Here is a 25,812-nt window from a genome sequence, read left to right on the forward strand (position 1 = left end):
GGGTGGGGGTGAGGGGGAAGGCGATGGGGGCGTCAGCCATGGCAGTGGTGGTGGGTAAAGGGAGGCCACCACTGCTGGGGGTCGCCGTTAGCGAGGGTACGGGCGTCATGACACCGGCTCCCTCAGCACTCGATCCACAGGGACCTCCGCGGTCACCGTCACCGCCGCCGGATCCAGGTCCCCCGGCGTCGGCATCACGCTGCCCGGCAGCTGGACGGCGGCCGCTCCGTGGGCCACCGCCGAGGCGAGGGCTTCGGGGCCGTTGCCGCCCGCGATCAGGAAGCCGGCCAGGGAGGAGTCGCCGGCACCGACGTTGCTGCGTACGACGTCCACGCGGGCGCTGCCGAACCAGACGCCCGAGGCGCCCACGAGCACCTGGCCGTCCGCGCCGAGGCTGGCGAGCACGGCGCCCGCGCCCATCTCCCTCAGCTCCTCGGCGGCCTTGACCGCGTCGCCGACCGTGGCGAGGGGGCGGCCGACGGCCCCGGCGAGTTCCTCGGCGTTGGGCTTCACGACGTCCGGGCGCTCCTTCAGGGCGGCCAGCAGCGCCGGGCCGGAGGTGTCGAGGGCGATCCGGGAGCCCGCCGCGTGGGCGCGGGCGACCAGGGCGGCGTACCAGGACGGGGCGAGCCCGCGCGGGAGGCTGCCGCAGCAGGCGATCCAGGAGGCGTCGACGGACTCCGCGCGTACGGTCTCCAGGAGCAACTCCTGCTCGGCCTCCGAGAGTTCGGGCCCGGGTGCGTTGATCTTCGTCAGGACACCGTCGGCCTCCGCGAGCGCGATGTTGGACCGTGTGGCCCCCGCGACCGGTACCCGTGCGACCTCGATCCCCTGTGCGTCGAGCAGGTCCGCGACCAGCGCGCCCGGGGCTCCGCCGAGCGGCAGCACGGCCACGGTGCGCTGTCCGGCGGCGGCGACCGCCCGCGACACGTTGACGCCCTTGCCGCCCGGGTCCATGCGTTCGCCGGTGGCCCGGATGACCTCGCCGCGGTCGAGGGAGGGGACCTCGTAGGTGCGGTCGAGGGAGGGGTTCGGGGTGACGGTGAGGATCATGAGCGGTCTTTCCGGCTGGAGGTCCGGGGGCCCGTGGCGGAGCCGGTGATGTGCTCAGCCCCCGAAACACGCAGCACTTCCGTGCCGCCGCGCTCGATGGCGGTGGCGTCTTCGGGGCTGAGCCCGCTGTCGGTGATCAGCAGGTCCACATCACCGAGGTCGCCGAAGCGGGCGAAGTGTTCCTGGCCGTGCTTGGAGGAGTCCGCGAGCAGCACCACACGGCGGGCGGCGGCCACCGCCGCGCGCTTCACGGCGGCCTCGGCGAGGTCGGGGGTGGTCAGTCCGTGGCCGGTGGAGAAGCCGTTCGCGGCGACGAAGAGCACGTCCGCGCGGATCTCGCCGTACGCCCGCAGGGCCCAGGCGTCCACGGCCGCGCGCGTACGGTGCCGGACGCGGCCGCCGACCAGGTGGAGCTGGATGCCGGGGTGGTCCGCGAGGCGCGCAGCGATGGGGAGGCTGTGGGTGACCGCGGTGAGCGTGGTCTCCAGCGGGATGGCGGCGGCGAGCCGGGCGATGGTCGTACCGGCGTCGAGGATCACCGTGCCGTCGCTCGGCAGCTCGGCGAGGGCGGCGTGGGCGATACGGTCCTTCTCGTCGGCGGCGGTGCCCTCGCGCTCGGCGAGGTCGGGCTCGAAGTCCAGCCGGCCCGCGGGGATCGCGCCACCGTGCACGCGACGCACGAGGCCCGCCCTGTCCAGGGCCTTCAGGTCGCGCCGGATCGTCTCCGCGGTGACCTGGAACTCCTCCGCCAGCGAGACCACGTCCACCCGGCCGCCGTCACGGGCGAGCCGGAGGATCTCCTGCTGCCGCTCCGGTGCGTACATGTCCGTTCGCCTCCGACTTCTCACCCAGTGATGCCCGAACTTGTGGATTCGCAGGGAGGCTACGCCTGGATTTCCAAAAAGTAAACAGGTTCGGGCATCGGTCAGACACAAACGGGCATGGAGGGTGAGCGGGCGCAGAACTAGGCCCGATCCTGTCCTATTCGCACGGCATGCTGGATTCATGACGACCGACACTCCGGCCCGCCTCCTCCGGCTCCTGTCCCTCCTCCAGACCCCGCGGGAATGGCCCGGCGGCGAGCTCGCCGACCGGCTCGGCGTCTCGCGCCGTACCGTCCGCCGGGACATCGACCGACTGCGCGAGCTCGGCTATCCGGTGGAGGCGACCAAGGGCGCCGACGGTGGTTACCGGCTGGTGGCCGGGAAGGCCATGCCGCCGCTCGTCCTGGACGACGAGGAGGCGGTCGCGATCGCGGTCGGGCTGCGCGCCGGGGCGGGGCACGCGGTCGAGGGCGTGGACGAGGCCTCCGTACGGGCGCTCGCCAAGCTGGAGCAGGTGCTGCCGTCGCGCCTGCGCCGTCGGGTCTCCACCCTGCAGGCCGCGACCGCTCCCCTGACCAGCGGCGACGGGGCGACCGTGGCGCCGGAAACGCTGACGGTGATCGCCTCGGCGGTGGCCGGGCAGGAGCGGCTGCGGTTCGCGTACCGCTCCGGGGACGGCACCGGGACGCGGCGCCTGACGGAGCCGTACCGGCTGCTGTCGACCGGCCAGCGCTGGTACCTCGTCGCCTACGACCTCGACCGCGCCGACTGGCGCACCTTCCGTGTGGACCGGGTCAGCGACCCCTTCGCGACGGGCGCGAGGTTCGCGCCGCGCGAGCTGCCGGCGGGGAGTGCGGCGGAGTATCTGCGGCGGTCGATGTATGGGCGGCGGGAGGCGTACGAGTTCGACGTGACCTTCGCGGCGCCCGCGGAGTACGTCGCGGCGCGGCTGCCGCGGTGGCTGGGCTCGCCCGAGCCGGTCGACGAGCACAGCTGCCGGCTCCGGGGCACCGCGGACGACTCCGCGGGGTGGCTGGCTGTGCGCCTGGCGATGTTCGACTGGGAGTTCACCGTGCATGAGCCGCCGGAACTGCTCGGGCGCGTACGGGAGTTGGGGGCGCGACTGACGCGGGCGGCGGGCGGGACGACCCCGTAGACGAGCCTGTCCTGCCGTAGACGAGCCTGTCCTGCCCTCTGACGTGCAGGTATGCCATCTGTCGCCCTACGGCGCAGCGCGTGCCTCTGTGGCACAATCTGCCGTCCGGGTCACCCCGGGGTTCAGGTCCGGGGTGACCCGTTGACGTCCGGTGCGTGGCGAGAAGTGGAGCCGGGCTCCGACGCCAGGGGGGAGGCGCCGAAGCCCGGCTCGGGGAAGGTCCCGGCGCCGGGGGGGGAGTGCGACGGGACTTGGCTTCAGGTACCGGCCGAGACGGACGGGGGTCCGAGACGGACGGGGGTCGTACGGCGACACGGAGGTCGTACACGGAGGTCGTTTTTGGGTACGGCGACACTGACTTAGTACAGCGGCACTGACTTCGTACGGTGACGCGGCCCCGCAGCCCCGGAGTCCCGGGCCCTGCGGCTCCACGGCGCGGCAGCTCCGCGGGCTCTGGGCCTGGCGTTCCCGGACCCGCTCGCTCTGTGCCCGCCAGTCTTGTGCCCGCGGATCGCGGGGTTGAAGCGACGGAACACAGCCAAGTCCGAGCGCACCGCAGCAACCACGCCCAGCCACTCTCGGGCACTTTCGGGCACCCTCGCGCAAGCCCCGGCCCGAACCCCGACCGCGGGCCTCCTGGGCGAGGACGCACCATCGCGTCACGCGGCCGCGTCGAACCCCGTGTCGCGCGCCAGCTTCTTCAGCTCCAGCAGTGCGTGCTTCTCGATCTGGCGGATGCGCTCGCGGGTGAGGCCGTGCTCCTTGCCCACCTCGGTCAGCGTGCGCTCACGGCCGTCCTCGATGCCGTACCGCATCTTGATGATGGAGGCCGTGCGCTGGTCGAGACGCCCGATCAGCTGGTCGAGACCCTCGCTGCGCAGCAGCGTGAGCACCGACTGCTCGGGCGAGACCGCGGAGGTGTCCTCCAGCAGGTCGCCGAACTGGGTCTCGCCCTCGTCGTCCACCGACATGTTGAGCGAGACCGGGTCGCGCGCCCAGTCCAGCACGTCCGACACGCGCTCGGGGGTGGAGCCGAGCTCCTGGGCGATCTCGGCGGGCTCCGGGTCGCGGCCGTGCTCGCGGTTGAACTCGCGCTGCACACGGCGGACGCGGCCCAGCTCCTCGACGAGGTGGACGGGCAGCCGGATGGTCCGCGACTGGTCCGCTATGGACCGGGTGATGGCCTGACGGATCCACCACGTGGCGTACGTCGAGAACTTGAAGCCCTTGCGGTAGTCGAACTTCTCGACCGCGCGCACCAGGCCGGCGTTGCCCTCCTGGATCAGGTCCAGCAGGGGCAGGCCGCTGCGCGGGTAACGCCGGGCCACGGCCACGACCAGCCGGAGGTTCGAGCGGATGAAGACGTCCTTCGCGCGCTCGCCCTCGGCGGCCAGGGCCTCGAGCTCCTCACGGGTGGCATCCGCCTTGGCTTCCTCCTCCCCCTCAAGGATCTGCCGCGCGAACACACCCGCCTCGATGGTCTGCGACAGGTCTACTTCCTTGGCGGCGTCCAGCAGCGGCGTACGCGCGATCTCGTCGAGGTACATGCCGACCAGGTCGCGGTCGGCGATCTCGCCGCCCGAGGCGCGAACGCTGAGTGCCGCGTCGTCTCCGCCGGAGGCGGACTTACGACGGGCGGCGACGGCACGGGTTGCCATGCGTGCTCCCTTGCGATGGTGGGCTTGCGGATGGTCCTGTGACGCTGGGGACACCCCCTCGGGTGCCCGGCATCCGAAGGAAACAACGACTGGAATCGGGACAGAATTCCCAACCTGCACTTCAATTTTTCTGATCATGCAGTACCCTGTCCGACCACAGAGGGTGAACAAATGCCGTCAGAACGTACAGCGGTGCAGTTCAAACCGGGGACCGAGACCCGCCTCGGCGCCTTTGCCGCCCTTGCCTGCCCTCCCACCTTGAAGACGGCGCGCATCGTCCGATGGTTGCCAAGGATTCGGACTCACAGGCGATTCTCAGCTGGGTGACCAGCAGCGAAGCCCCGGAAGCGCCGTGCCGCTCCCGCCTGAGCCCGTCGCCCTACCCCCGGCGGCTGTCGCTTGCCACTCGAGCCTGTTAACCGAACTGCACCGACCGTTTGGCCAGCCCCATCCAGAATCCGTCGATCACCGACTTCTGGGCGTCCAGCTCGCCCGAAGCCTCGGCCGCGCCCATCGTGACGAAGAGCGGCGCGAAGTGCTCCGTACGGGGATGAGCCAGCAGGCCGGAAGGGGACTTGTGGGTGAAGTCGAGGAGCGCGTCCCAGTCGCGGTTCTCCAGGGCGCGGTGGCCCCAGTCGTCGAATTCCACGGACCAGGAAGGTATGCCCCCCTGCCGCAGGGCCGCGAGGTTGTGGGTGAAGAAGCCGGAGCCGACGATCAGGACGCCCTCGTCACGCAGGGGCGCCAGCCTGCGGCCGATCTCCATCAGCTTCACGGGGTCGAGGGTCGGCATCGAGATCTGGAGCACCGGAATGTCGGCCTCGGGGAACATCTCGACCAGGGGTACGTACGCGCCGTGATCCAGGCCGCGGTCCGGGATGTCCTGCACGGGCATGCCGGGGGCACGCAGCAGCTTGCGGACGGACTCGGCGAGCCCGGGGGCACCGGGGGCCTCGTACGTCACCTGGTAGTAGTGCTCGGGGAAGCCCCAGAAGTCGTAGACGAGAGGGATGGTCTCGACAGCGCCGAGCGCCAGCGGGGCCTCCTCCCAGTGCGCGGAGACCATCAGGATCGCCCTGGGGCGCGGCAGGCCGGCCGACCAGGCGGCCAGCTCCCCCGGCCAGACCGGGTCGTCGGCGAGCGGCGGTGCGCCGTGGCTCAGATAGAGGGCCGGCATCCGCCTCACGGTGGGGTGCTCTTCGGCGACGGCGGACATGCGGCGACTCCCTCCACGACGCACGGCTCATACCTGGGCAGAACCGGCACGCTCGGTCTCGGACTTCAGGCTCGGACTTCAGGCTCGGACTGCAGACTCGGGCTTCAGACTTGAAGGCATTCTTGAAAGCTCAAGTTCTACCCTGGGAGGTTACGCCTCGTTTGTTCAAATTTCAAGGATGAGCCTCGTACAGTAGATACATGAATACGGCACCCGCTGAAGAGCCCCGCTGGCTGACCGACGAGGAACAGCGCACATGGCGCGCGTACGTCCACGCCTCCACCCTGCTGGAGGACCATCTCGACCGGCAGTTGCAGCGTGACGCGGGCATGCCGCACGTCTACTACCACCTGCTCGTGGTGCTCAGCGAGGCACCTCGGCGGCGGCTGCGGATGACCGAGCTGGCGATGCGCGCCAAGATCACGCGGTCGCGGCTCTCCCATGCGGTCGCCCGGCTGGAGAAGAACGGCTGGGTGCGTCGCGAGGACTGTCCTGACGACAAACGGGGGCAGTTCGCGGTGCTGACGGACCAGGGGTACGACGTACTGGCGCAGAGCGCGCCCGGGCATGTCCAGGCTGTCCGGCAGGCGATCTTCGACCGCCTGTCCTCGGCACAGCAGGAGACCCTCGGCGAGATCATGCAGATCGTGGCCGAGGGACTGCAGCCGAAGGAGGCGGGGGCGGACCTTCCCTGGTTGAGGTGAAGGCCCCACTGAACAGCACCGGGCCCGCCCCGGATTTCCCCAGGGCGGGCCGGCGATGTGCCCGAAGTGCGTGAGGTCGTCAGTGGGCGAACCACCGGGACCTTCGGATCGTCGTCAGTGGGCGACCACCGGGACCTTCAGTTCATCGTCGGTGGCGTTGTTCGCACCGGAGGCCGAGACGCCCGGACGGCCGGCCGTGACGAAGGTGAAGGCTATCGCCGCCGAGAGGACCAGGATGCCGACCGCGAACCAGATCGCGCTGGTGTAGCCCTGGACCATGCCCTGCAGCTGGACGATCTGCTGCTGGGACCTGGAGGCGGCTCCCCCGATGTGGTCCGTGATGTACGCGGTGGTGGCCGAGGCGGCGATGGTGTTCAGCAGGGCCGTACCGATCGCGCCGCCCACCTGCTGCGAGGTGTTGACCATCGCGGAGGCGACACCCGCGTCACGCGGCTCGACGCCCTGCGTGGCCAGGGACATGGCCGGCATGAACGCCGTACCCATGCCGAGGCCGAGCAGCGCCTGGGCCGGGAGCAACAGGGCGGCGTACGACGAGTCGATCTCCATCTGCGTGAGCAGGAGCATGCCGGTCGCGGCCACCAGGAAGCCGGGGGCCATCAGCGCACGCGGCGGAACCCGCGTCATCAGCCGGGTGCCGATCTGGGTGGAGCCCACGATCATGCCCGTGATCATCGGCAGGAAGGCGAAGCCGGTCCTGACCGGTGAGTACCCCCGCACGATCTGCAGGTAGTAGGTGAGGAAGAGGAACAGGCCGAACATCGCGATGACCGCGAGGCCGAGCGAGAGGTAGACGCCGCCGCGGTTCCGGTCGGTGACCACGCGGAGCGGCAGCAGCGGGGCCTTGACCCTGGACTCGACGACGACGAAGGACAGCAGCAGGACGGCCGACGCGACGAACATGCCGATCGTCAGCGAGTCGCCCCAGCCGTCGGACTCGGCGCGGGTGAAACCGTAGACGAGGCCCACCAGACCCAGGGTGGACAGCACCACGCCCGGGACGTCCAGCGACGAGCGGTTGCGGCCACCCGCGGGCTCACGGATGACGAAGTACGCGCCCGCCGCGGCGACCGCCGCGAACGGGATGTTCACGAAGAACGTCCAGCGCCAGTCCAGGTACTCGGTGAGGAAGCCGCCGAGGATCAGACCGACGGCGCCACCACCACCGGCGATCGCACCGTATATACCGAACGCCTTCGCACGCTCCTTGGCGTCGGTGAACATCACGGCCAGGAGGGAGAGCGCGGCGGGGGCGAGCAGTGCGCCGAAGACGCCCTGGAGGGCACGGGCCCCGAACATCGTCGCCCCGTTGGTGGCGACGCCACCGAGCGCGGACGCCGCGGCGAAGCCGATCAGTCCGACAAGGAAGGCCCGCTTGCGTCCCCAGAGGTCGGCCATGCGGCCGCCGAAGAGGAGCAGACCGCCGAAGGCGAGGGCGTAGGCCGTGACGACCCACTGCCGGTTGCCGTCCGAGATGCCCAGGTCCTCCTGGGCGGAGGGGAGCGCGATGTTCACGATGGTCGCGTCGAGGACGACCATCAGCTGCGCGAGTGCGATGAAGACGAGGGATTTCCAGCGGCCCTCGTCGGGGACCGGGGCCGGCAGCTTCGCGGCGGCGGCCTGGGTTGTTTCAGACATGGAGGTACCCACTTCGGGACTTCGTAACGGAAAAAGGCGTGCGAAGGGACGACAGGTGCGTGTGGGGGGCCGGCGCGTAGAAGCTCACGTCGTCGTCAGCGAGGGCCGGAAGCTTGGCGTGCTTGGTGTTCTTGGCGTGCTTGGTGTTCGGCGTGCCTGGTATTCGGCGTGCCTGGTGCGCTTGGTGTGCTCGGAATGGTCAGTGTGTTCAGTGTGCTTGGTGACTCTCGCGGTGCCCGGAACCAATCGGTCAGCACCGGTCGGTCTGGGCACGACCCGTCCGGCCTGGGCCGGGTCTGGGCCGCGAGCTTGAGCCGCGGGTCTGTCTCAGGTCTGGCGGAGATCCTCCATCGTCGCCGGCGCCCCCGGCAGTTCCGACCGGGCCGGGGCACGCAGCCCGTCCAGGAACAACTGCAGATGGCGGTGGACGAAGCGGTCGGCGCTGAGGCACCCCGTGCCGGCCGGAGGACGGCTGAGCTGGGCGAGCGCGACCATCAGGTCCCCCACACCCACGTCCGGACGGAGCTGCCCGGCTGCCCGGGCCCGCTCCATGAGGGCGTCGACCAGCTCCTCGACCCGTTCGCGCGCCGCCTCCAGATCCGGGTGGTGCTCCCCGAAACCGGCGGAGATCATCGGGCACAGCGCGCTGATCCGCTCCTCGGCGGACACGTGCACGAAGCGGGACAGCGCCTCGAAGGCGTCGCCCGTCTCGGCGAGCGCGAGCTCCGCCGCCTGGGCCGTACGGCCCATGACCGAGCAGACGACCTCGCGTACGAGTGCCTGCCGGTCGGGGAAGTTGCGGTACACCGTGGCGTTGCCGACGCCGGCCCGGCGGGCGATCTCGTCCAGCGGCACCTCGGGGCCGCCCTCGACGAACATCTCCCGGGCGGCCCTGACGATCCGCTCCCGGTTACGCAGGGCGTCGGCCCGCGGGCGGGACACCTTGCGCTCTGCGAGGGTGGCGGTCTGCACGGCGTGCTCCTTGGTGAGGTTCTCGGGTCTGGTCTGGTCTGATCTGGTCTGGTCTGGTCTGGTCAGGGAAGGTCTGGTCATGTCTCGTCGAGGCGATCTCGACGGGGTCTCGCGATCCGGGGATGGTTTCCCCGTTTCGCTCGGACACATGACCAAACGGGGAAACCATCCCCGGTTATTTCACCCCCGGCCACGAATCCGATGTGACCCCCATCACACCTGTTCCGACCGGAATACACACGATCGGCCTGCTCCAACGCGCGATCGGGCGACCCCGGACACAGGGTGATCGGAAGGGTGCAGCCCGAGACGGCGCGGCTGCCGTGGAGCGAAGGGTCCCTGCATGCAGCCGACCAGCCGCCGCACACGCTCCGCCCTCCGACGCAGAGGCCGCCGCACTCCGGCCGGTCACATACAGCCTGATCACATACAGCCCGATCACATACACACCGAGCACGTACACACCGATCAGGAACACACCGATCAGGTACTCGCTGGTCGCAAACAGGACGGTCGTAGACACGCGGGGCGTCCCCGATCCCGTCGCACACGCTCTGAGCGCGCGCGTCCTGAACGCATACGTTCGGAGCGCATACGTCCTGGCCGCCGCCCGCGTCGCCTCGCCGCGCTCGCCTCCGTCACCGCCCTCACCCTCGCCGTCAGCACCTCCGCCGGCGCCGGGCATCTGAGACCGGACCCCGCGACCGCCGCCGGCTCCACCTCGCTGGCCCGCCGCGCGTCGCTCACGCCCTGCATGATCAGCGGCCCGTCCTCCGTACAGATGTCGGAGGGCATCCCGACCGGCCCCGGCTACTCCCGGTCCACCGGCACGGTCCGTGCCCTCAACCTGATGATCGACTTCTCGGACGCCCCCGGCGAGGGCAGCGCGATGGAGCGCCTCGCGGAGTTCGCCCCGCAGACCCGCGCGTGGTTCGCCACCAGTTCGTACGGCAGGCTCGACTATCGCCCCGAGGCCCCCATCAGTGACTGGCTGCGCATGCCGAAGTCGTTCAAGGAGTACGGCATAGAGCGCGGCGCCCCCTTCGACCCCGGCTACCGCAAGCTGGTCGAGGACCTCGTGAGGAAGGCCGACCCGCGCGTGGACTTCCGCAAGTACGACTTCTTGAACGTGCTGGTCACCCCCAACGCGGGCCCCTCCGCCCTGGACACCGTCCTGTCGGTGACCTTCGCGGGCAACCAGGAGGCACCCGTCGCCGACGGCGTCCCGGTCGCCAACGCGTCCTTCGTCTACAGCCGCCAGGACGACGGCTCCGGCAGTTACGCGGAGACCGGTTACCGCGTGCTCCCCCACGAGAACGGCCACGTCTTCGGACTGCCCGACCTCTACACCCACGAGGGCGGGGGCGCGGTCGGGCACTGGGACATCATGAGCGAGGACTGGGGCGCCGGCAACGACCTGCTCGGCTGGCACAAGTGGAAGCTGGGCTGGCTGGACGACACCCAGGTGCGCTGCGCGGCCACGCCCGGCAGCACCGAGTACACGCTCACCCCACTGCCCCGGCCCGGCGGCCTCAAGCTGGTCTTCGTGCCCCTGGACTCCCGTACCGGGTACGCGATCGAGTTGCGCGCCCGCGGGGGCAACGACGCGGTCGTGTGCCGTCCCGGCATCCTCGTCTACAAGGTCGACGCGACCGTCGACACGGGGGGCGGGCCGGTGCGGGTGTACGACTCCCGGCGCGACAGCGGCGGCTGCACCAACAGCCCCAATGTCCACGCGGAACTGTCCGACGCGACGTTCGTTCCGGGCGAGTCCTTCCGCGATCCGGGCTCGGGAGTCGAGGTCAAGGTGCTCGCGACCGATCCGGAGGGGAACCACCGGGTACGGGTGACACGGCGATAGGGCCGGCCACGGGCGCCCGCGCACCCCACACACTCCGCGCCCACCCCACACACCCCGCACAGCCCGCATGAGCCGCATTACGGTGACCCCATGCTCCCCAACGCCCAGAGCACCGCGCCGGTCCCCGACACCGGCGCCGGCGCGCCCCCCGAAGCCGTCGCCCCCCTCATGCGTGGCATCACCGTGCTGCTGCGGCTCACCGAGGCCGGCGGAGTGTCGAGCCTCAGCGGACTGGAGAAGGCCACCGGGCTGGCGCGTTCCACGGTCGACCGGATCACGGCGACGCTGGCGCGCAGGGGATACGTACGGCTGGACGGCCGGGACGCGGTGCTCGCCCCCCGCCTGATGGAGCTGGGCAACGCCTACCTGGCCGCCCTGCGTCTGCCGGGGCTGCTGGACGCGCACGCGGACGCGCTGGCCGACGAACTGGACGAGTCGGTGTCGCTCGCGGTCGGGGACCGGGACGGCACCCGCTTCATCCACCAGGCCACCCGGCGCCGTGCGATGTCCCTCAGCTTCCGCATCGGCGACCTGCTGCCCGCCGAACGCACCGCGCCGGGCTCCCTGTTCGCCACCGAGTGGGGCGAGCCGGAGTGGGCACGGTGGCGTGCCCGGCGCGAGGCCGACCCCGAGGGGCGCGGCTTTCCCTCGGTGCCGCCGCGGTCCGGGGCGTACGACGCGTTCGAGGAGCGGGTGGCGTCGGCGCGGGCCCAGGGCTGGGCGCTGGACGACCAGTTGATCGAGCCGGGGCTGGTGGCCGTGTCGGTACCGGTACGGGACGCGGGTGTTGGCGGTGGCGGGGACGACGGGAGCAACGGGGACGGGGGGAGCGGCGCGGGCCGTATCGCCTGCGTGGCAAGCGTGGTGAGTCACACCAGCCGGCACACGGCCGAGTCGCTTCGGGAGGTGCTGCTGCCGCGGCTGCGGGCGACCGTGGACGTGATGGAACAAGTACTGCGCGAGACCCCGCCCCCGACCGGTGAGCCGGTCGCGCCGTCCGGGCTGGCCGCGTGGACCGGGGCGTCGAAGCAGGAGCTGGGCCGGGAGTTCGTCGAGTCACTGGCCCGCGGGCTGACCGTGATCACGTCGTTCGGCGAGGGCCGGGCGGAGCTGACGCTGTCGGATGTCGCCCAGGCCACGGGGCTCGCGCGGGCGACGGCCCGGCGTGCGCTGATCACGCTGGAGCACCTCGGGTACGTGGAGTCGTACGGCCGAGTCTTCCGCCTCACCCCGAGGGTGCTGGGCCTGGGCTTCCCGCCGCTGTCGATGCTGCCGCTCTCCGAGATCGCGGCCCCTCACCTGACCGCTCTCTCCGCCCGGCTGCACGACTCGTCGTCCCTCGCGGTCCTCGTCGGCGACGAGGTCCAGTTCATCGCCCGCGCGGCCACCGCGCGCATCCTGAGTGCCAACGTCACGGTGGGCACACGGCTTCCCGCGTACGCCACGTCGCCGGGCCGGGTGATGCTGGCCGACCTGCCGTCACCGCCCGGGGGCGACCGGACAGCGGTCCTGGACCGCGTACGGCGCGACGGGTACGCCCTGGTCGACAGCGAACTGGAGGAGGGCCTGCGCTCGATGGCCGTGCCGGTGCGGGAACACGGGGGCCGGGTGGTGGCAGCCGTGAACGTCGCCATGCACAGCAGCCGCCGCACGACGGAGGAGTGCGTACACGAGGTCCTGCCGGAGCTGCGCGAAGCGGTGACCCGCATCGAGGCGGACCTGCACGTCGCGGGCCGGTTCCGAAAGGTACCGGCGGGCTGACAGCCGAAGCGATATCGATGTCGCTTCCGGTCAGTGACCGCCTTTCAGCGGTGTCCGCGGCAGCCCGTCGACTTCGTGCATCACGAGATGTATCCCTCACGCATTGCGTACGCCACGGCATGCGCGCGATTGCGCAGATTCAGCCGTGTGGTGAGTCCTTGCATGATGTTCTTGATGGTTCGTTCCGAATAGGACAGCTTCCCGGCGACCTCATTCGTGTCCATTCCTTCCGCGACCAGCCGCAGGACGTCGATCTCGCGCGGGGTGAGATAACTGGTCTGAGCGACGGGGCTGCCCACCGCTCCCGGACGTAACATGCTGACCTGGTTCATCAGCCGGCCCAGCAGATCGGAGGGCAGGTCGCCCTCGCCGCGGAAGGCCGCGGTCACCGCCTGCAGCAGTCGGCTGCTGGTGGCCTCGTGCCGCCAGACGATGGCGCCGACACCGCTTTCGATGACGTCCAGCAACTCGGCCTCACGGATCAGGCTGATCACCAGGACGGGGTGCAGGCCCTCGCTGCGGACGAGTCTGCGTAATCGGGACAGCAGTACCTGGTCGAGCGATTCGGCGAGGAGCACGGCCACGCCGTCGTCATGAGGGGTGCCCTCGTCGACGAGGTCGACCTCCGGGTGCCTCCGGAGCTGGCTGATCGTTCCTTCCCGGAGGATCGGATCCGGTGCGTGGACGACGACCGGAATTTTTGTCTGGTGTTCCGCCGGCGCGGGACGAACGCTCTTCACAGCTTCCCCGTTTCCACCGACCCGACCAGGGAATCCGTCACGGTGTGCGGTACGGTCCTGCCCGAGTCTCCTTGTGACCTTCCTGGCGAGCAACAACGGTCCTACGGCACCAACGGTTCAATCGAGGGCCGGGTTCTTGCGGTCGGCCGCGGCTCCCTGACCCCGAGCCTCGTGCGACGGCAGCATGCCGTCGAGGTCCCCCGCGGGCAGAACCCTGGTCGAGTTGTGTTCGCGGACGATCCGCCATCCGTCCGGCGTTCGGCGCCAGACCAGCGAGGTCGTGGTGCGCATGTCCGTGGTGACGTCGGGCATGGTGATCCGCGCTACGAACGTCAGGGTGGACGCGGCCAGATCGTGGCCCGCGATGACGTGCGGGCCGTCATGGACGGCATGATGCGCGGAAACCATCCTGTGAAAGCCGGGCTCCCAGATCGAGCCGTACCCGGCGGCTGTCGTCGCCACACGCTGCTCGGGGTCGAAGTCGTCGTAGAGGCGGACGTCCGGAGAGCTGAAGTCGTAGAACCCGTCGAACGTGCGCCGGAAGTCGAACGGCGCGTCCCCCTCATCGCGCTCCCAGCCGAACACCCACCGGCTGTGCAGGTCCGTGATCAACTGTTCATCGTTCATGACTCGACGCCAAGGCCGCGGGCGGGGCTCAGGGAGGGTGCGCCGCACCCACCCGCGGGGTCGGACCCGACAGGCAGATCCGGTGGGCCACTCGGGCACCGCGGTCTGCCCCACCGACGTCCCCGGCGTACCTGCGGTCCGGACACGGGGGAGGGCACGATCGGCGGACAGGCACACGATGGGGCAGGAGCACGACGGTGATCCATGAGGTGGACGAGGTCATCAAGCGGTTGCTGGAAGGCGGCGCGCTGTCCGGTTCCGGCATCGACATCTCCTTCGAGGCCCCGACCCGCGACTGGGCGGCCCGGCGCAACGCACCCGCCGTCAATGCCTACTTGTACGACATCCGGGAGGACGCCAAACGGCGTCAGCGCGGCCAGGCCTCCGTGCGTGACGAACGCGACGTGGTCGTGCGCCGCCGTCGGCCGCCCCGCTGGTTCCGGCTGTCGTACCTGGTCACCGCCTGGACCAAACAGCCCCAGGACGAGCACCGCCTGCTCTCCGCGGTGCTGGCCACCCTGCTGCCCCGTGAGCTCCTGTCCCCCGACGAACTCCCGGGCGCGCTCGGCGCCTTGGGCTTGTCCGTCCCGCTCACGGTGGCGGGACTCCACACCGAATCCCGTTCACTCGCCGAGATCTGGTCCGCCCTGGGCGGCGAACTCAAACCGTCCATCGACCTCGTGATCACCGCGCCCTTCCCGGCCTACCCCGAGTACGACGTCGGTCCCCCCGTCACGGAGGGCGCGGTCCGCCTACGCGGCATGGACGGCACGCTGGACGGCTCACCGGAACGCAGCCATCGGCGGCGGCAGCCGATCCCCGCGCAGAACACCGGAGAACGACAGCAGTGACCACGTACGCCTCCCTCACCTCCCCTGCCTCTCCCGCGGCCGACCCGCTCCTCGTCCGCCTTGCCCGACTGCGCGACCGGGTCGCCGAGTTGGTCGCGAGCCGTAGCACCGGCGACCCGACGGCGAGCGATCCGTTGCGCGGGCTGTACCTCTCCGACGAGGCCGTACAGCATCTGCTGGGGCCCGCGGCGGCCTCGTCCACCGGTGTGTTCGACGACGCGGCCGGCTTCGAGGACGCGGCCGCCCCCGAAGCCCCGGAGTCCGCCCCGGCCACCCGGCTGGAGCGGCTCGCGGTACGCCTCGGGCTCACCGAACTGGACACGCGGATCCTGCTCCTCGCCCTCGCCCCCGACCTGGACCGCTCCTTCGAGCCGCTGTACGGGTACCTCAACGACGACGTCAGCAGGCGCCGGGCCACCACCGGGCTGGCGCTCGACCTGTGCGGGCTGCCCGTGCACCTCGCCGAGGCGCGGGCCCGGTTCCACCCCTCGTCACCGCTGACCGCGCTCGGGCTGCTGACCGTCGAGGAGCCCGAACGCCCCTTCCTCAGCCGCTCGTTGCGCGTACCGGACCGGCTCGTCGCCCATCTGCTCGGCGACGGCACCCTGGACGCCGCGCTCGCCGGCAGCGTGCACCCGCTCGACTCACTCCTGTCTGCGCCCCCGTCGACCCCCTTGTCCTCGCCCACGCATCACGAGTTCACCGTCAAGTTGGCCGCCCGGCTGGCCTCCGGTCCCCTCACCGTCTACCTGCGCGAGCACCGAGAGGGCGACGGGCTCGCGTGCGCCTCGGCGGCTCTGCGCGCGGCGGGTGTCGAGGCCCTGCACTTCACGCCCACCGCGACAGAGGCCCCGCGCTTGTCGCCCGAGGCAGGCGAGGATCACCGCCCCGACATCCTCTCCGACCTCCTCCCCCGCCTCCTCCGTGAGGCCCGGCTGCGCGACCGGGCGATCTTCGTGTCGCCGCTGCCGGAGAAGCCGGGACCGCTGCTGCGCACGCTGACGGAGGCCGGCGTGACCGTGGTGTTCGCCGGGTCACGGCCGTACGACCCCCAGTGGTGCGACCGCGATCCGCTGGTCCTCGACGCGCCCCGGCCGCACGCGGGCGCCGTGGACACCTGGGCGGTCGCCCTCGGCGTCGGGGCGGACGGTCCGGGTTTCGACCTGGCCGCCACCGTCGCCCCGTACCGGCTCGGCGGCGACCGTATCGAGCGGGCCGCCCGTGCGGCCCTGGACCTCGCGGCGTTCGACGGCACCCCGGTGACCGCCGCCCACCTGCGGCTGGCCGCCCGCCAGCAGTCCGCCTCCGGACTGGAACAGCACGCCCGCCGGATCCGCCCCGACGTCGACTGGGGCGACCTCGTCCTGCCGGACAAGCCCCTCGCCCAGCTGCACGAACTCGCCCTGCGCGCCCGCCATCGCGACCGGGTCCTCGGCGACTGGCGGCTGAGCGCCGGAGGCGGCCGGGGCCGTGGTGTCCTCGGCCTCTTCGCGGGCGAGTCCGGTACCGGCAAGACGCTGTCGGCCGAGGTCGTCGCCGCCGAACTCGGCCTGGACCTCTACGTCGTCCAGCTCTCCTCGATCGTGGACAAGTACGTGGGCGAGACCGAGAAGAACCTGGAGCGGATCTTCACCGAGGCCGACCGCACGGATGCCGTGCTGCTCTTCGACGAGGCCGACGCGGTCTTCGGCAAGCGCTCGGAGGTCAAGGACTCCCACGACAAGCACGCCAACATGGAGAGCGCGTACCTCCTCCAGCGCCTGGAGTCCTTCGACGGGATCGCCCTGCTCACCACCAATCTGCGGGCCAACATCGACGAGGCGTTCACCCGGCGCCTCGACCTGGTGGTGGACTTCCCGTTCCCGAACTCCGGTCAGCGGCTGGCCCTGTGGCGGCACAGCCTGGCCGCGGTGCCGTGCGCGGACGGCACCGACCCGGCGGCGGTCGCACGGGACTTCGAGCTGGCGGGCGGCTCGATCCGCAGCGCCGTCGTCACCGCCGCCTACGCGGCCGCCGGGCGCGGTGCGGCCGTCACCACCGCCGACCTGCGCGAAGGTGCCGAGCGTGAGTACCGCAAGGCGGGGCGCCTGGTGCCCGGAGAGGGCAACTGGTAGCCGTTCGTAGCCGTAGGCGGCCCCGGTCACCACCTCTTCGGACAGGCGCACAGCACACCACGCATGGCCGGAGGACGGCCACGCGTGGATGCACGTTCACGTTCAGGCGTTGTCGGGGTCGACGATCTCCCACTCCTGGTCGTCGTCGTTGGAGCAGTCGTAGAGCGTCAGTTTCGTTTCGTCGACGCCGGTGCTGAAGCCCGAGACGTCGAGGCACTTGTTCCTGCTCGCGAAGTTGCGGATCCAGTAGCCGCCGCTCTCCTGCTTGGCGAGCCACCACAGTTGGTTGTCGGCGGTCGTACCGTCACAGGTGAACTCCTGGATGGGTGACTTGACGGGCTGCGCGCCGGAGCCCGGCAGGTCCATGCAGAGCTGGTCCTTGACGTTGCGGATCTGGAAGAGATCGGTACCGCCGGGACCCCCCTTCCGCACCATCACCTCCAGGTTCCAGAGCATGTTGTCGTCGGTGCTCTCATCACAGGTGTGCTGCTGGACCCGGCCCTGCTCTCGACCGTCGCCCTCGCCGGGGATGTCGGCGCACCGATTGGTGGTCAGGTTGCGGAGGAGGACGTTGCTCGCGGGCAGCACGCTCTTGGGCTTCTCCTCGACCGGCGGTGGTGGCTCTGCCCCTCCGCCGTCCCCGCCGTCCCCGCCGTTTTCCGCCGGTGCGGACTGGACCGGATCCTCCTCCTGCTTCGGCGCCGACGGAGCCGAGGGGCTGGGCTCCAGTGTGCTGACGCCGGCTTCCTGGAGCCGCTCCTTGGCCTCGCTGCGGACCTTGGGCTCGTAGGCGATCCACAGCATCACGAACGTGATCGCGAGCGCCATGAACACCCCCAGGAAGGTGGCCAGCCAGCGCGGCAGGAAACCCCGCTGCACATACGTGCCCTCGACATCGAGCGGCGTGACTCCCGACCGCTGAACAGCAAGGGTGTACGGCCGCTCCTCCTTCGACCCGAACCAGATGATGTTCCGTGGCTTCAGCGTCGTCTTCACGAACGCCGCACGGCCCGGTTCGATCTGCACGTTGCTCGGATGAATGTCGTACGAGAGCTGATCTCCGTTGTCCCTGCCGCTGACCGAGGCGGTGACCTTCGTGTTGCCGAGGTTGTCGACGGCCAGCTTCGGCCGCCCCCGGAAACGCCCCTTGACCGTCGGCGGCACCAACTCCGCCCGCACCTCGGTGAAGGACGTGATGGTCAGGTTGCCCTCCGGGACGGTGACCGCCTCCGGATGCTCGGTCGGCGTAATCCGGATCGCGTACGGGTTCGGCCCCGCCGTCGCGTCCGGCGTGCGCGGCGGGGCGAACGTCAGGTCGACCGTGCCCGCCGTCCCCGGGTACAGCCGGAGTGTCTGCGGCTCGACGGTCGTCCAGGGCGCGATGTCACCGACGGGCTCGAAACGGTATTCGTCCACCACGTCACCGGTGTTGCGCAGACGCAGGCGCACGGTCGTACTGCCACCCGGGTCCACGGTCGCGGAGGCGGGTTCCAGGGAAGTCCACAGGCTCACACCACCACGCTAAGAGGGGTCCGGGGGCCGGTCAGGAGGCCACGGGGCAGGATGGGTTGCCCGATCCTGCACCCGTGTTGCCCCAAAGGGTCACTCCTGGCTGTGGTGTCTCATGAGGTCGGTGCCACGTTCTGCCTCTCGCCGGCCGACCCGACCTGGTGCGGCTCACGACCACGGTCACCGCGTTTGCCGATCAGGCTCCTGTACAGGTCCTCGCGGTCCTCAGGGGTCTTCGCTGCGTCCATTTTGGTATCCCACTCCCTCTCCAGGTCCGTCAGCTTCTGTACCCAGTCGCCGAAATCCTTCAGGTCGACATGGCGCTGGCTCGATTCGAGGGGGGCATTGGCAGCGGGCTTGTCGTCCTTGTGGCCACCGACCTGGCTCACGGGGTTGTTGTTGCTCTCGCTGCTCGTCAAGCCATGTTTGTAGCCATCGGGGGTCGTGTGCCCCGGCCCGGCGGTCTCGATACCGACCTGCAATGCCCCGTCGCGCTCGCTGGTGGGGGGCTTGTAGTACATGAACGCGTGTCCGTACGACTCGTTCGGGAGGATGGTGTCGCCGTGGAAGTCCTTGTTTCCCATGCCTCCGATGGCCATGGGCAGTCCGTAGAGGTGGCTGTGGGGGTCCACGAAGTTCTGCATGGAGGCCATAAATTTGCCCTTCTCCACGAAGGTGCCCCGCTTTTCGCCCTGGTTGTCGCTGATCTCCATGTGATGGGTGCCGTAGAGGCGCCGGTACACCGGCGCCTCGGGCGTCGATTTGGGTTCCAAAGGCCCCCGGTCTGCCTTGGTGATGTGGAGCCACTGGGGCAGCTCGTAGCCGTGCTGGCCGTCGGCCAGTTGCGGAATGCGGATATTGACGCGTCCGCCATAGGCCAGAGCGTGGGCGACGTCGTCCTTGAAGTCCTCGTGGACGCTCGTCTTCGGGTTGAAGACCTTCAGCCCCTCCTTCAGGATCAGGAAGATCTTGGTCAGCAGCTCGGTGCCGCGCGCGGCCCGTTCACGGTGCTTGGCGGCGTCCGGTACGTCGTCGCCGATACCGGGAGGAAGGAGGGTATTGACGAAGGTCTGGAAGATTTGCTCGTTCCGCTCCGCGACGAGCTGATCCTTCTCGGGTTGTGGAGTGTCGTCGGCGTGCATGGCCATGTGGCGACCGAGCTGGTAGTCCGGGCGGCTGGGGTCGATTGTTGGCTTCCCCTGGCGGCGATCCTCGACTACCTGCCGCCAACACAGGGTGGCCACGAGCAAGCGTTTACCCTCTGGCTCCTGGACCCATTTGTGGAACTTGCCCGCCTCGATGTAAGCCTCCGCTTCGGCGCGGGTGCAGAGGCCCACGGTCTTCAGCCACTTGGGGTCCTCGGACTCCACTGCCCTGATCGCCTGAAGCTCATTGTCCGCGAAACTCGGGCCACTTCGCGCGCGCCTGTGGATGACGCCCCGGACTTCCTTTTTTCCGATCTCCTGGTTGCCACCGACGAGTAGCTGCGCCAGACGGGCGATGGCCGGGGGCGAGGCCACGGTTGGGGGCGAAGCCACGGTTGGGGGCGAAGCCACGGTTGGGGGCGAAGCCACGGTTGGGGGCGAAGCCACGGTTGGGGGCGAAGCCACGGTTGGGGGCGCGGCCGTGGCCGCAGGCCCGGGCCGCTCCATCCGCTGGACGGCGACATCCCCGCCTGGCGGATGGAGCGGCCCGCTCGGTAAGGCGGCCCCCGGCAGCGAAAGGTCGGGGGCATCGCCCCGCGCCATCTTCCGGCCGTTGGAGCCGGCGCTTCTCTCGAACGGATCGTTCGGGTGAGAGACCCTCTCACCTCTGCCGTTGTCCGTGCCGGGAACGGGCCCCAAGGCCTGCTGGCGCACGTGATCGAGCTCTTCGAACATCACCTCGTCGTTGACGTGGTTCTCGCCGAGCACGATGTGGGAGCCGGTCGTGTAGGCCAGGGCCCCGAGTTCCTCGGCCGAGCGCTGAGCGACCGGGTCTTTGTGCACGAGCACATGGCCGAAGGGCATGTCGTAGGCCTGCTCGGCCCGCTGGCGGATGCGGGGCTCCAGCGTGCTGCTGGGGGAGCGGATGGCGTCGGGGACCGTCGACCGCCGCTGGACCGGCAGGGCCCTTTCGGCGTCACGCTCCTTGGGCTCACTCTGCTGCCCTTCGAGGCGCTGCTCGTGCCGCTCTTCCTCGATGGCGCGCGTCAGCGCCGAGTTGCCCGCCCGGCGCTGGATGGCCAGCATCCGCTGCGCAGATGTGCTCTGCGTCACGGCGGTGCTGTCCTGCCGCCGAGCTCCGGCCGGCTGAGACCGGGATTCCTGTGCGCGCACACTGCTCCCCTCACACGGTTGACAGCCCAGCCCTACCCGCTCGGGCCCCGGGGCCGGGAGGTCCGTGAGGGCAGACCAACGGGCAGAACCGCCGTGGGCGCGGGCAGGGTTGCGCCGCCAACTGCCCGCGAGGGCAGCAGGGGTGCCCCCGAGCAGGCCCCGGAGGACGTTTCGGGGGCGCGCCGCGCGCGTCAGGCTGAGAGGCGTCCTGTCTCGTAGCCCGAGGAGAGCAGAGCATGCCGTCCTACCTGTCGCCCGGCGTATACGTCGAGGAGGTGGCCAGCGGCTCACGTCCCATCGAGGGGGTGGGCACGTCGGTCGCGGCCTTCGTCGGACTCGCGCCGACCGGGCCGCTGAACGAGCCGACCCTGGTGACCAACTGGTCCCAGTACGTGGCGGCCTTTGGTGACTTCACCGACGGCTACTACCTCGCGCACTCGGTCTACGGGTTCTTCAACAACGGCGGCAGCGCCGCGTACGTCGTGCGCGTCGGCGGCACGGCCGAGGGCGCGTCGGGAAACACTGCCCCGGCCGGCGCCACCGGCTCCGCCGCCCAGGCCCCGGCCGCGCTCCCGGCGGGCGAGCCGAAGCAGCTCGGCACCTTCAGCGTGACCGCCGTCGCCGGCGGCTCGCTCAGCGTCGAGGTCGCCGACCCCGAGGGTGAGGGCCCCGCGGAGCGCTTCAAGCTGATCGTCAAGGACGGCGACAAACCCGTCGAGACGTTCGACGTGACCGCCAAGAAGGGCGGCCGCAACTACGTGGTCACGCAGGTGAAGGAGCGCTCCAAGTTCATCACCGTGCAGGAGTCGGTGCCCGCGGCGCAGCTGGCACGGCCCGAGAACCAGACCGTGGTGCTGACGGCCCCGGCGGCTCCCGCCCCCGTCGTCCCCTCCGGGGCGAGCGACTCCCACCCCGGCCCGGCCCAGTACCTCGGCGACTCCGCCGACCGCACCGGCTTCGGTGGCCTGGAGGCCGTCGACGAGATCTCCATCGTCGCCGTCCCCGACCTGATGGCCGCCTACCAGCGGGGCGCGATCGACCTGGAGGCCGTGAAGGCGGTCCAGCTCGGTCTGATCGCGCACTGCGAGCTGATGGGCGACCGGGTCGCCGTCATCGACCCCCCGCCGGGCCTGAACGCACGTCAGATCCGGGTCTGGCGCCAGGAGACCGCGGGCTACGACTCCAAGTACGCGGCTCTGTACTACCCCTGGGTCAAGTCCTTCGACCCGGCGACCGGTCAGTCCCGTGTGATCCCGCCGAGCGGCCACGTCGCCGGCATCTGGGCCCGCAACGACTTCGAGCGCGGTGTGCACAAGGCGCCCGCCAACGAGGTCGTACGAGGAGCGGTGGACCTGGAGCTCCAGATCACCCGCGGCGAGCAGGACCTGCTCAACCCCATCGGCGTCAACTGCATCCGCGCCTTCCCGGGCCGCGGCATCCGCGTCTGGGGCGCCCGCACCATGGCCTCCGACCCGGCCTGGCGCTACCTCAACATCCGCCGGTACTTCAACTACCTGGAGGAATCGATCCTGCTCGGCACCCAGTGGGTGGTGTTCGAGCCGAACGACCACAACCTGTGGGCCCGGATCCGGCGCAACGTATCGGCGTTCCTCGTCAACGAGTGGCGCGGCGGCGCCCTCTTCGGCCAGCGGCCGGAGGAGGCGTTCTACGTCAAGTGCGACGAGGAGACCAACCCCCCGGAGTCGGTCGACCTCGGGCGCGTGATCTGCGAGATCGGCGTCGCCCCGGTCAAGCCCGCCGAGTTCGTGATCTTCCGGCTGGCCCAGTTCTCCAGCGGCAGCGGGGAGCTGGAGGAGTAGGCCGCCCGCCTGCGCCGTAGCCGTCGCACGTCACCTCGTGCGCCACCTCGCGCACCACCCCGTACGCCCTCTTCACGAACCCTCAGAAGGACAGAGAACAGATGAGTCTCAGCCCGGGTGACGCCCTTACGTCACATAATTTCGGTCTCCAGATCGACGGCGTGATGGTCGAGTACCTCGCGGAGGTCAACGGCCTCAGCATCGAACAGGACGTCATCAAACACCAGTCGAACACCGCGCAGGGCCACAAAGATGTCAGTCTCATGCCGGGCGTGCAGAAGGACGGGCAGTGCACCGTGGTGCGCGGCATGACCCAGTCCCCTGCGTTCACGGAGTGGATCAACGACTCGATCGCCGGCGCGATGAGCACGGCACGCAAGAACGCCTCCATCATCATGATGGACTACGAGAACAATCCGGTGAAGCGCTACAACATGCGCAACGCCTGGTGCAGCAAGATCGACGCCAGCGCCCTGAAGGCCGGCGAGGCCGCCGCGCTCACCGAGACCGTGACCATCGTCTTCGAAGAACTGGTCATCGAGTAATGCGACGTACGGCTGCCAGGGCGGGCGCCGGCTCGGTCGTGAACGTACCGGCACCAGAGACGGAGAAGGTGGCGGGGCCGGAGCAGACGGGCGGCGCTCCCGCCCCCGCGCCGGTGGCTCAGCGGATGCGGACGGAGTTCCCCTTCGAACTGCCGCGCGGATACGTCGACGATTCGGGAACCGTCCACCGGGACGGCGTGATGCGCCTCGCCACCGCCCGGGACGAGCTGATCCCGCTGCGGGACGTCCGCGTCCAGGAGAACCCCGCCTATCTGTCGGTGGTCCTGCTGGGCCGGGTCATCACCCGCCTCGGCACGCTGGCGATGGTGCACGACGGGGTGGTGGAGAACATGTTCGCCTCCGACCTCGCGTTCCTGCAGGACTTCTACCGTCAGGTCAACGCCGAGGGCCACACCCGCGCCGCCGTGGAGTGCCCCCACTGCTCGGAACCCTTCGAGGTCGAACTCGGCGGGAGCCGCCTGGGGGAATCGTGACGTACGCGACCGACCGGCTGCACGAGGAGATCGCGTACGTCGCCTACCACTTCCACTGGAGCCTGGAGGAGATCCTGGACCTCGAACACCAGGACCGCCGCCGCTACACGGAACAGATCGCGTCCCTGGTGACGCGGGGCGGGGCGGAGGGCTGAGCTGTGGGGTTCTTCGACCGACTGAGGAGCGGCGGCTTGAGGGGCGGCGGCTCGGCGGCGGCCGCCGGGCGTCGCGGACCGAGGGCGGATGCGGTTGCCGATACGACACCGGTTCCGGCATCGGCCTCTGAGGCGAACTCGGCCGCTGGAGCGGGAAGTTCCTCTCGTGCAAGCACGGGCGCGAGGACAAACGCCATCCCCAGCACTGGAGTTGGTGTGGCCGGCTGGGTCGGACTGCCGCCGATTCAGCGGGCCGCCGTGGGGCGAACCGGTGTCGCGGATTCCGGGTTCGGCGGACGGCTGAGCACCTGGCAGAACCCTTCCTTCACCGGAGGGGACCTGTCCCACGCCGTTCTCGACGGAGCGCCGGGCGGGCTGGTCAGGGACGCGCTCACCACATCGGCGAGGCCCGTCTCCGGACTCGAACCTCCCTCGCGCGCCCTGCCGCCGGTGAGGGGCGGGGAGCCGGAGGCCCCGGACCACGTGCGCGGCGGCACCACGCCGGTGCAGCGCGCGCCGGGTCCTGTCACGGCGTCCCGCCCGGTGGGCCCACGGGTGACACCCGTACCGGCCCGGCCGCACCGGCCGAACTCGTTGACCAGGGCGCCTGCCACGCCTGTCGTGCAGCGACAGGCTCTGCCCGTGGCTGCACGACGGGACACTGCGGCTGCCACCGGGGCGCCGGGCCGTACGACGCCGGGCTCCGCAGGTCCCGGGGCGGGGGATACATCTCCCGGGGTGGCGGTCGAGGCCGGCCGAGCCCCGGGCGGCGGCTCGGCCGGTGCGGGGGCTGCCTCAGGCGGCCCTGCTCCGGCTGGTGCGGGCAGCCCTGCGCCGACCGGCCCCGGAAGCCCGGCGTCCGGTGGCGGTACGGCAGGCGGCTCCGGCAGCACGGCTGCCCGCTCCAGCGATGCGGCGGTCAACGTCCAACGGGCGACGGCCGGCCCGAGCGGCAAGGCGGTTCCCACGTCGGCCACGACCGCGACCGGTCCCAGCAGCCCGGCAACCGGACCCGTCCGTCCGACGACCGACCGCAGCAGCAGCAGCAGCAGCCAAGCAAGTCACCGGAGTGGAACGCCTGCCAACCCTGCCAACACGGCCGCTGGTCCCACCAGTACGTCATCCCACACCAACAACCGAACGACCGACTCCGGGGCGGCGAAGGGCGGTCCCGGCACCACGCCCACGGGCCCCGGCTCCACGCCGACCAGGCCCAGCAACACGGTGGCCCACGTCCAACGTGCGGTGTCCAGTCCCAGCGGCGCCCCGTCCGAGCGAGCCGGAACGACCACCCGCCCTGCCGCCACGGCCACCGGTGCCGACAGCGCGGCGGTCCGCGCCCGGAGGACGGCGACCGGCCCCGGCAACACGCCAACCACACCGGACGGGACGGCCACCCGCCCCGACGCGCCGGTCACCGGCTCCAGCAGCACCGGGGAAGGCCCGGTCGGCCCGTCGACCCCCTCCAGTGGCGCGGCGGTCAACGTCCAACGGGCGATGACCGATCCCAGCCGTACGACCGCCGAGCCCGCCGGAACACCGACCGGCTCCGGCCGGGAGGCAGAGGCGCCTGCCGGGCCCGTGCGCGGACCCAACAGGACGGCGGACAGCCCGCGCGGCACGGCGCCCGGACCAGCAGACACGGCGATCCGCGTCCAGCGGACTCCCACCCATCCCGGCACTACGCCGACCACCTCCCCGGCAGCCATTTCGAGCGGCAGCGCGGCCCCCCCGCCTGCCGGTCGGGCGACCGGTCCCGGCGCCCCCCCGCCCGGGAC

General features: G+C 70.7%; 20 protein-coding genes and 1 pseudogene. 10 read left to right on the forward strand and 11 right to left on the reverse strand.

All coding sequences use genetic code 11. The features are described 5' to 3' along the window. Window positions 1-105 precede the first annotated feature (105 nt). Entirely contained in the window at window positions 106-1,053 is a 948-nt protein-coding gene (gene pfkB / locus FPZ41_RS28525) for a 1-phosphofructokinase (protein ID WP_152866535.1), read from the reverse strand. After that, window positions 1,050-1,877, reverse strand: a complete 828-nt coding sequence (locus FPZ41_RS28530; protein ID WP_152866536.1) for a DeoR/GlpR family DNA-binding transcription regulator — start codon at window positions 1,875-1,877, stop codon at window positions 1,050-1,052. Before FPZ41_RS28530 ends, pfkB begins: the two co-directional genes overlap by 4 nt. Window positions 1,878-2,058: 181 nt before the next feature. On the opposite strand from FPZ41_RS28530, the gene FPZ41_RS28535 reads away from it, so the two are divergent. Continuing rightward, on the forward strand, window positions 2,059-3,033 hold the full coding sequence (locus FPZ41_RS28535; protein WP_152866537.1) for a helix-turn-helix transcriptional regulator: 975 nt from the start codon (window positions 2,059-2,061) through the stop codon (window positions 3,031-3,033). Window positions 3,034-3,692: 659 nt separating this feature from the next. Here FPZ41_RS28535 and FPZ41_RS28540 read toward each other — a convergent pair. Further along, a complete protein-coding gene (locus tag FPZ41_RS28540; protein ID WP_152866538.1) occupies window positions 3,693-4,691 on the reverse strand; it encodes a sigma-70 family RNA polymerase sigma factor in 999 nt (332 codons plus the stop codon). A gap of 415 nt (window positions 4,692-5,106) precedes the next feature. Continuing rightward, complete coding sequence (locus FPZ41_RS28545) at window positions 5,107-5,907, reverse strand: dioxygenase family protein (RefSeq protein WP_152866539.1); 801 nt, start codon at window positions 5,905-5,907, stop codon at window positions 5,107-5,109. 200 nt (window positions 5,908-6,107) lie between these two features. Between FPZ41_RS28545 and FPZ41_RS28550 the strand changes: the two genes are divergently transcribed. Next, window positions 6,108-6,611 (forward strand): MarR family winged helix-turn-helix transcriptional regulator, encoded by a 504-nt coding sequence (locus tag FPZ41_RS28550; protein WP_131570546.1) that lies wholly within the window; start codon window positions 6,108-6,110, stop codon window positions 6,609-6,611. 114 nt (window positions 6,612-6,725) lie between these two features. Here FPZ41_RS28550 and FPZ41_RS28555 read toward each other — a convergent pair whose 3' ends face one another. Both FPZ41_RS28555 and FPZ41_RS28560 read right to left on the reverse strand, forming a co-directional pair. Next, on the reverse strand, window positions 6,726-8,267 hold the full coding sequence (locus FPZ41_RS28555; protein ID WP_152866540.1) for an MFS transporter: 1,542 nt from the start codon (window positions 8,265-8,267) through the stop codon (window positions 6,726-6,728). Between the two features lie 327 nt (window positions 8,268-8,594). Then, the gene (locus FPZ41_RS28560) at window positions 8,595-9,239 is read right to left on the reverse strand and encodes a TetR/AcrR family transcriptional regulator (protein ID WP_322620845.1); all 645 of its coding nucleotides are present in this window, start codon (window positions 9,237-9,239) and stop codon (window positions 8,595-8,597) included. Between the two features lie 754 nt (window positions 9,240-9,993). Here FPZ41_RS28560 and FPZ41_RS28565 point away from each other — a divergent pair. Further along, entirely contained in the window at window positions 9,994-11,100 is a 1,107-nt protein-coding gene (locus tag FPZ41_RS28565; protein ID WP_228023035.1) for a M6 family metalloprotease domain-containing protein, read from the forward strand. A 90-nt stretch (window positions 11,101-11,190) separates the two neighbouring features. Continuing rightward, complete coding sequence (locus FPZ41_RS28570; RefSeq protein ID WP_194236237.1) at window positions 11,191-12,861, forward strand: IclR family transcriptional regulator domain-containing protein; 1,671 nt, start codon at window positions 11,191-11,193, stop codon at window positions 12,859-12,861. Window positions 12,862-12,941: 80 nt separating this feature from the next. On the opposite strand, the gene FPZ41_RS28575 is transcribed toward FPZ41_RS28570, so the two are convergent. Beyond that, entirely contained in the window at window positions 12,942-13,601 is a 660-nt protein-coding gene (locus FPZ41_RS28575) for a helix-turn-helix transcriptional regulator (RefSeq protein ID WP_322620846.1), read from the reverse strand. Between the two features lie 117 nt (window positions 13,602-13,718). Further along, window positions 13,719-14,228 carry a YybH family protein gene (locus FPZ41_RS28580; RefSeq protein WP_152866544.1) on the reverse strand — a complete coding sequence of 170 codons (510 nt, stop codon included), beginning with the start codon at window positions 14,226-14,228 and terminating at the stop codon, window positions 13,719-13,721. Window positions 14,229-14,425: 197 nt separating this feature from the next. On the opposite strand from FPZ41_RS28580, the gene FPZ41_RS28585 reads away from it, so the two are divergent. Both FPZ41_RS28585 and FPZ41_RS28590 read left to right on the forward strand, forming a co-directional pair. Continuing rightward, the gene (locus FPZ41_RS28585) at window positions 14,426-15,079 is read left to right on the forward strand and encodes a DUF4255 domain-containing protein (protein WP_322620847.1); all 654 of its coding nucleotides are present in this window, start codon (window positions 14,426-14,428) and stop codon (window positions 15,077-15,079) included. Further along, entirely contained in the window at window positions 15,076-17,193 is a 2,118-nt protein-coding gene (locus FPZ41_RS28590) for an ATP-binding protein (protein ID WP_322620848.1), read from the forward strand. The genes FPZ41_RS28585 and FPZ41_RS28590 overlap by 4 nt, the downstream gene beginning before the upstream one ends. Window positions 17,194-17,295: 102 nt before the next feature. Here the strand turns inward: FPZ41_RS28590 and FPZ41_RS28595 are convergent, their stop codons facing one another. Then, a complete protein-coding gene (locus FPZ41_RS28595; protein WP_322620849.1) occupies window positions 17,296-18,705 on the reverse strand; it encodes an RICIN domain-containing protein in 1,410 nt (469 codons plus the stop codon). A gap of 110 nt (window positions 18,706-18,815) precedes the next feature. Then, window positions 18,816-20,960: an eCIS core domain-containing protein gene (locus FPZ41_RS28600; RefSeq protein ID WP_152866546.1), complete on the reverse strand. Its 2,145-nt coding sequence runs from the start codon at window positions 20,958-20,960 to the stop codon at window positions 18,816-18,818. A gap of 296 nt (window positions 20,961-21,256) precedes the next feature. On the opposite strand from FPZ41_RS28600, the gene FPZ41_RS28605 reads away from it, so the two are divergent. From FPZ41_RS28605 to FPZ41_RS28620, 4 genes are all read left to right on the forward strand, one after another. After that, window positions 21,257-22,840, forward strand: a complete 1,584-nt coding sequence (locus FPZ41_RS28605; protein ID WP_152866547.1) for a phage tail sheath subtilisin-like domain-containing protein — start codon at window positions 21,257-21,259, stop codon at window positions 22,838-22,840. Window positions 22,841-22,941: 101 nt separating this feature from the next. After that, window positions 22,942-23,385: a phage tail protein gene (locus FPZ41_RS28610; protein WP_152866548.1), complete on the forward strand. Its 444-nt coding sequence runs from the start codon at window positions 22,942-22,944 to the stop codon at window positions 23,383-23,385. Further along, window positions 23,385-23,879, forward strand: coding sequence for a hypothetical protein (locus FPZ41_RS28615; RefSeq protein ID WP_152866549.1), 495 nt, complete (start codon window positions 23,385-23,387; stop codon window positions 23,877-23,879). Before FPZ41_RS28610 ends, FPZ41_RS28615 begins: the two co-directional genes overlap by 1 nt. After that, complete coding sequence (locus FPZ41_RS28620; RefSeq protein ID WP_202918166.1) at window positions 23,876-24,034, forward strand: DUF6760 family protein; 159 nt, start codon at window positions 23,876-23,878, stop codon at window positions 24,032-24,034. The genes FPZ41_RS28615 and FPZ41_RS28620 overlap by 4 nt, the downstream gene beginning before the upstream one ends. A 1,061-nt stretch (window positions 24,035-25,095) precedes the next feature. On the opposite strand, the pseudogene FPZ41_RS28625 reads toward FPZ41_RS28620, so the two are convergent. Beyond that, a pseudogene (locus tag FPZ41_RS28625) lies at window positions 25,096-25,812 on the reverse strand (hypothetical protein); the annotation flags it as partial.

The sequence above is a fragment of the Streptomyces acidicola genome (assembly GCF_009377235.1).
In the GTDB taxonomy this organism is placed as follows: Bacteria; Actinomycetota; Actinomycetes; order Streptomycetales; family Streptomycetaceae; genus Streptomyces; species Streptomyces acidicola.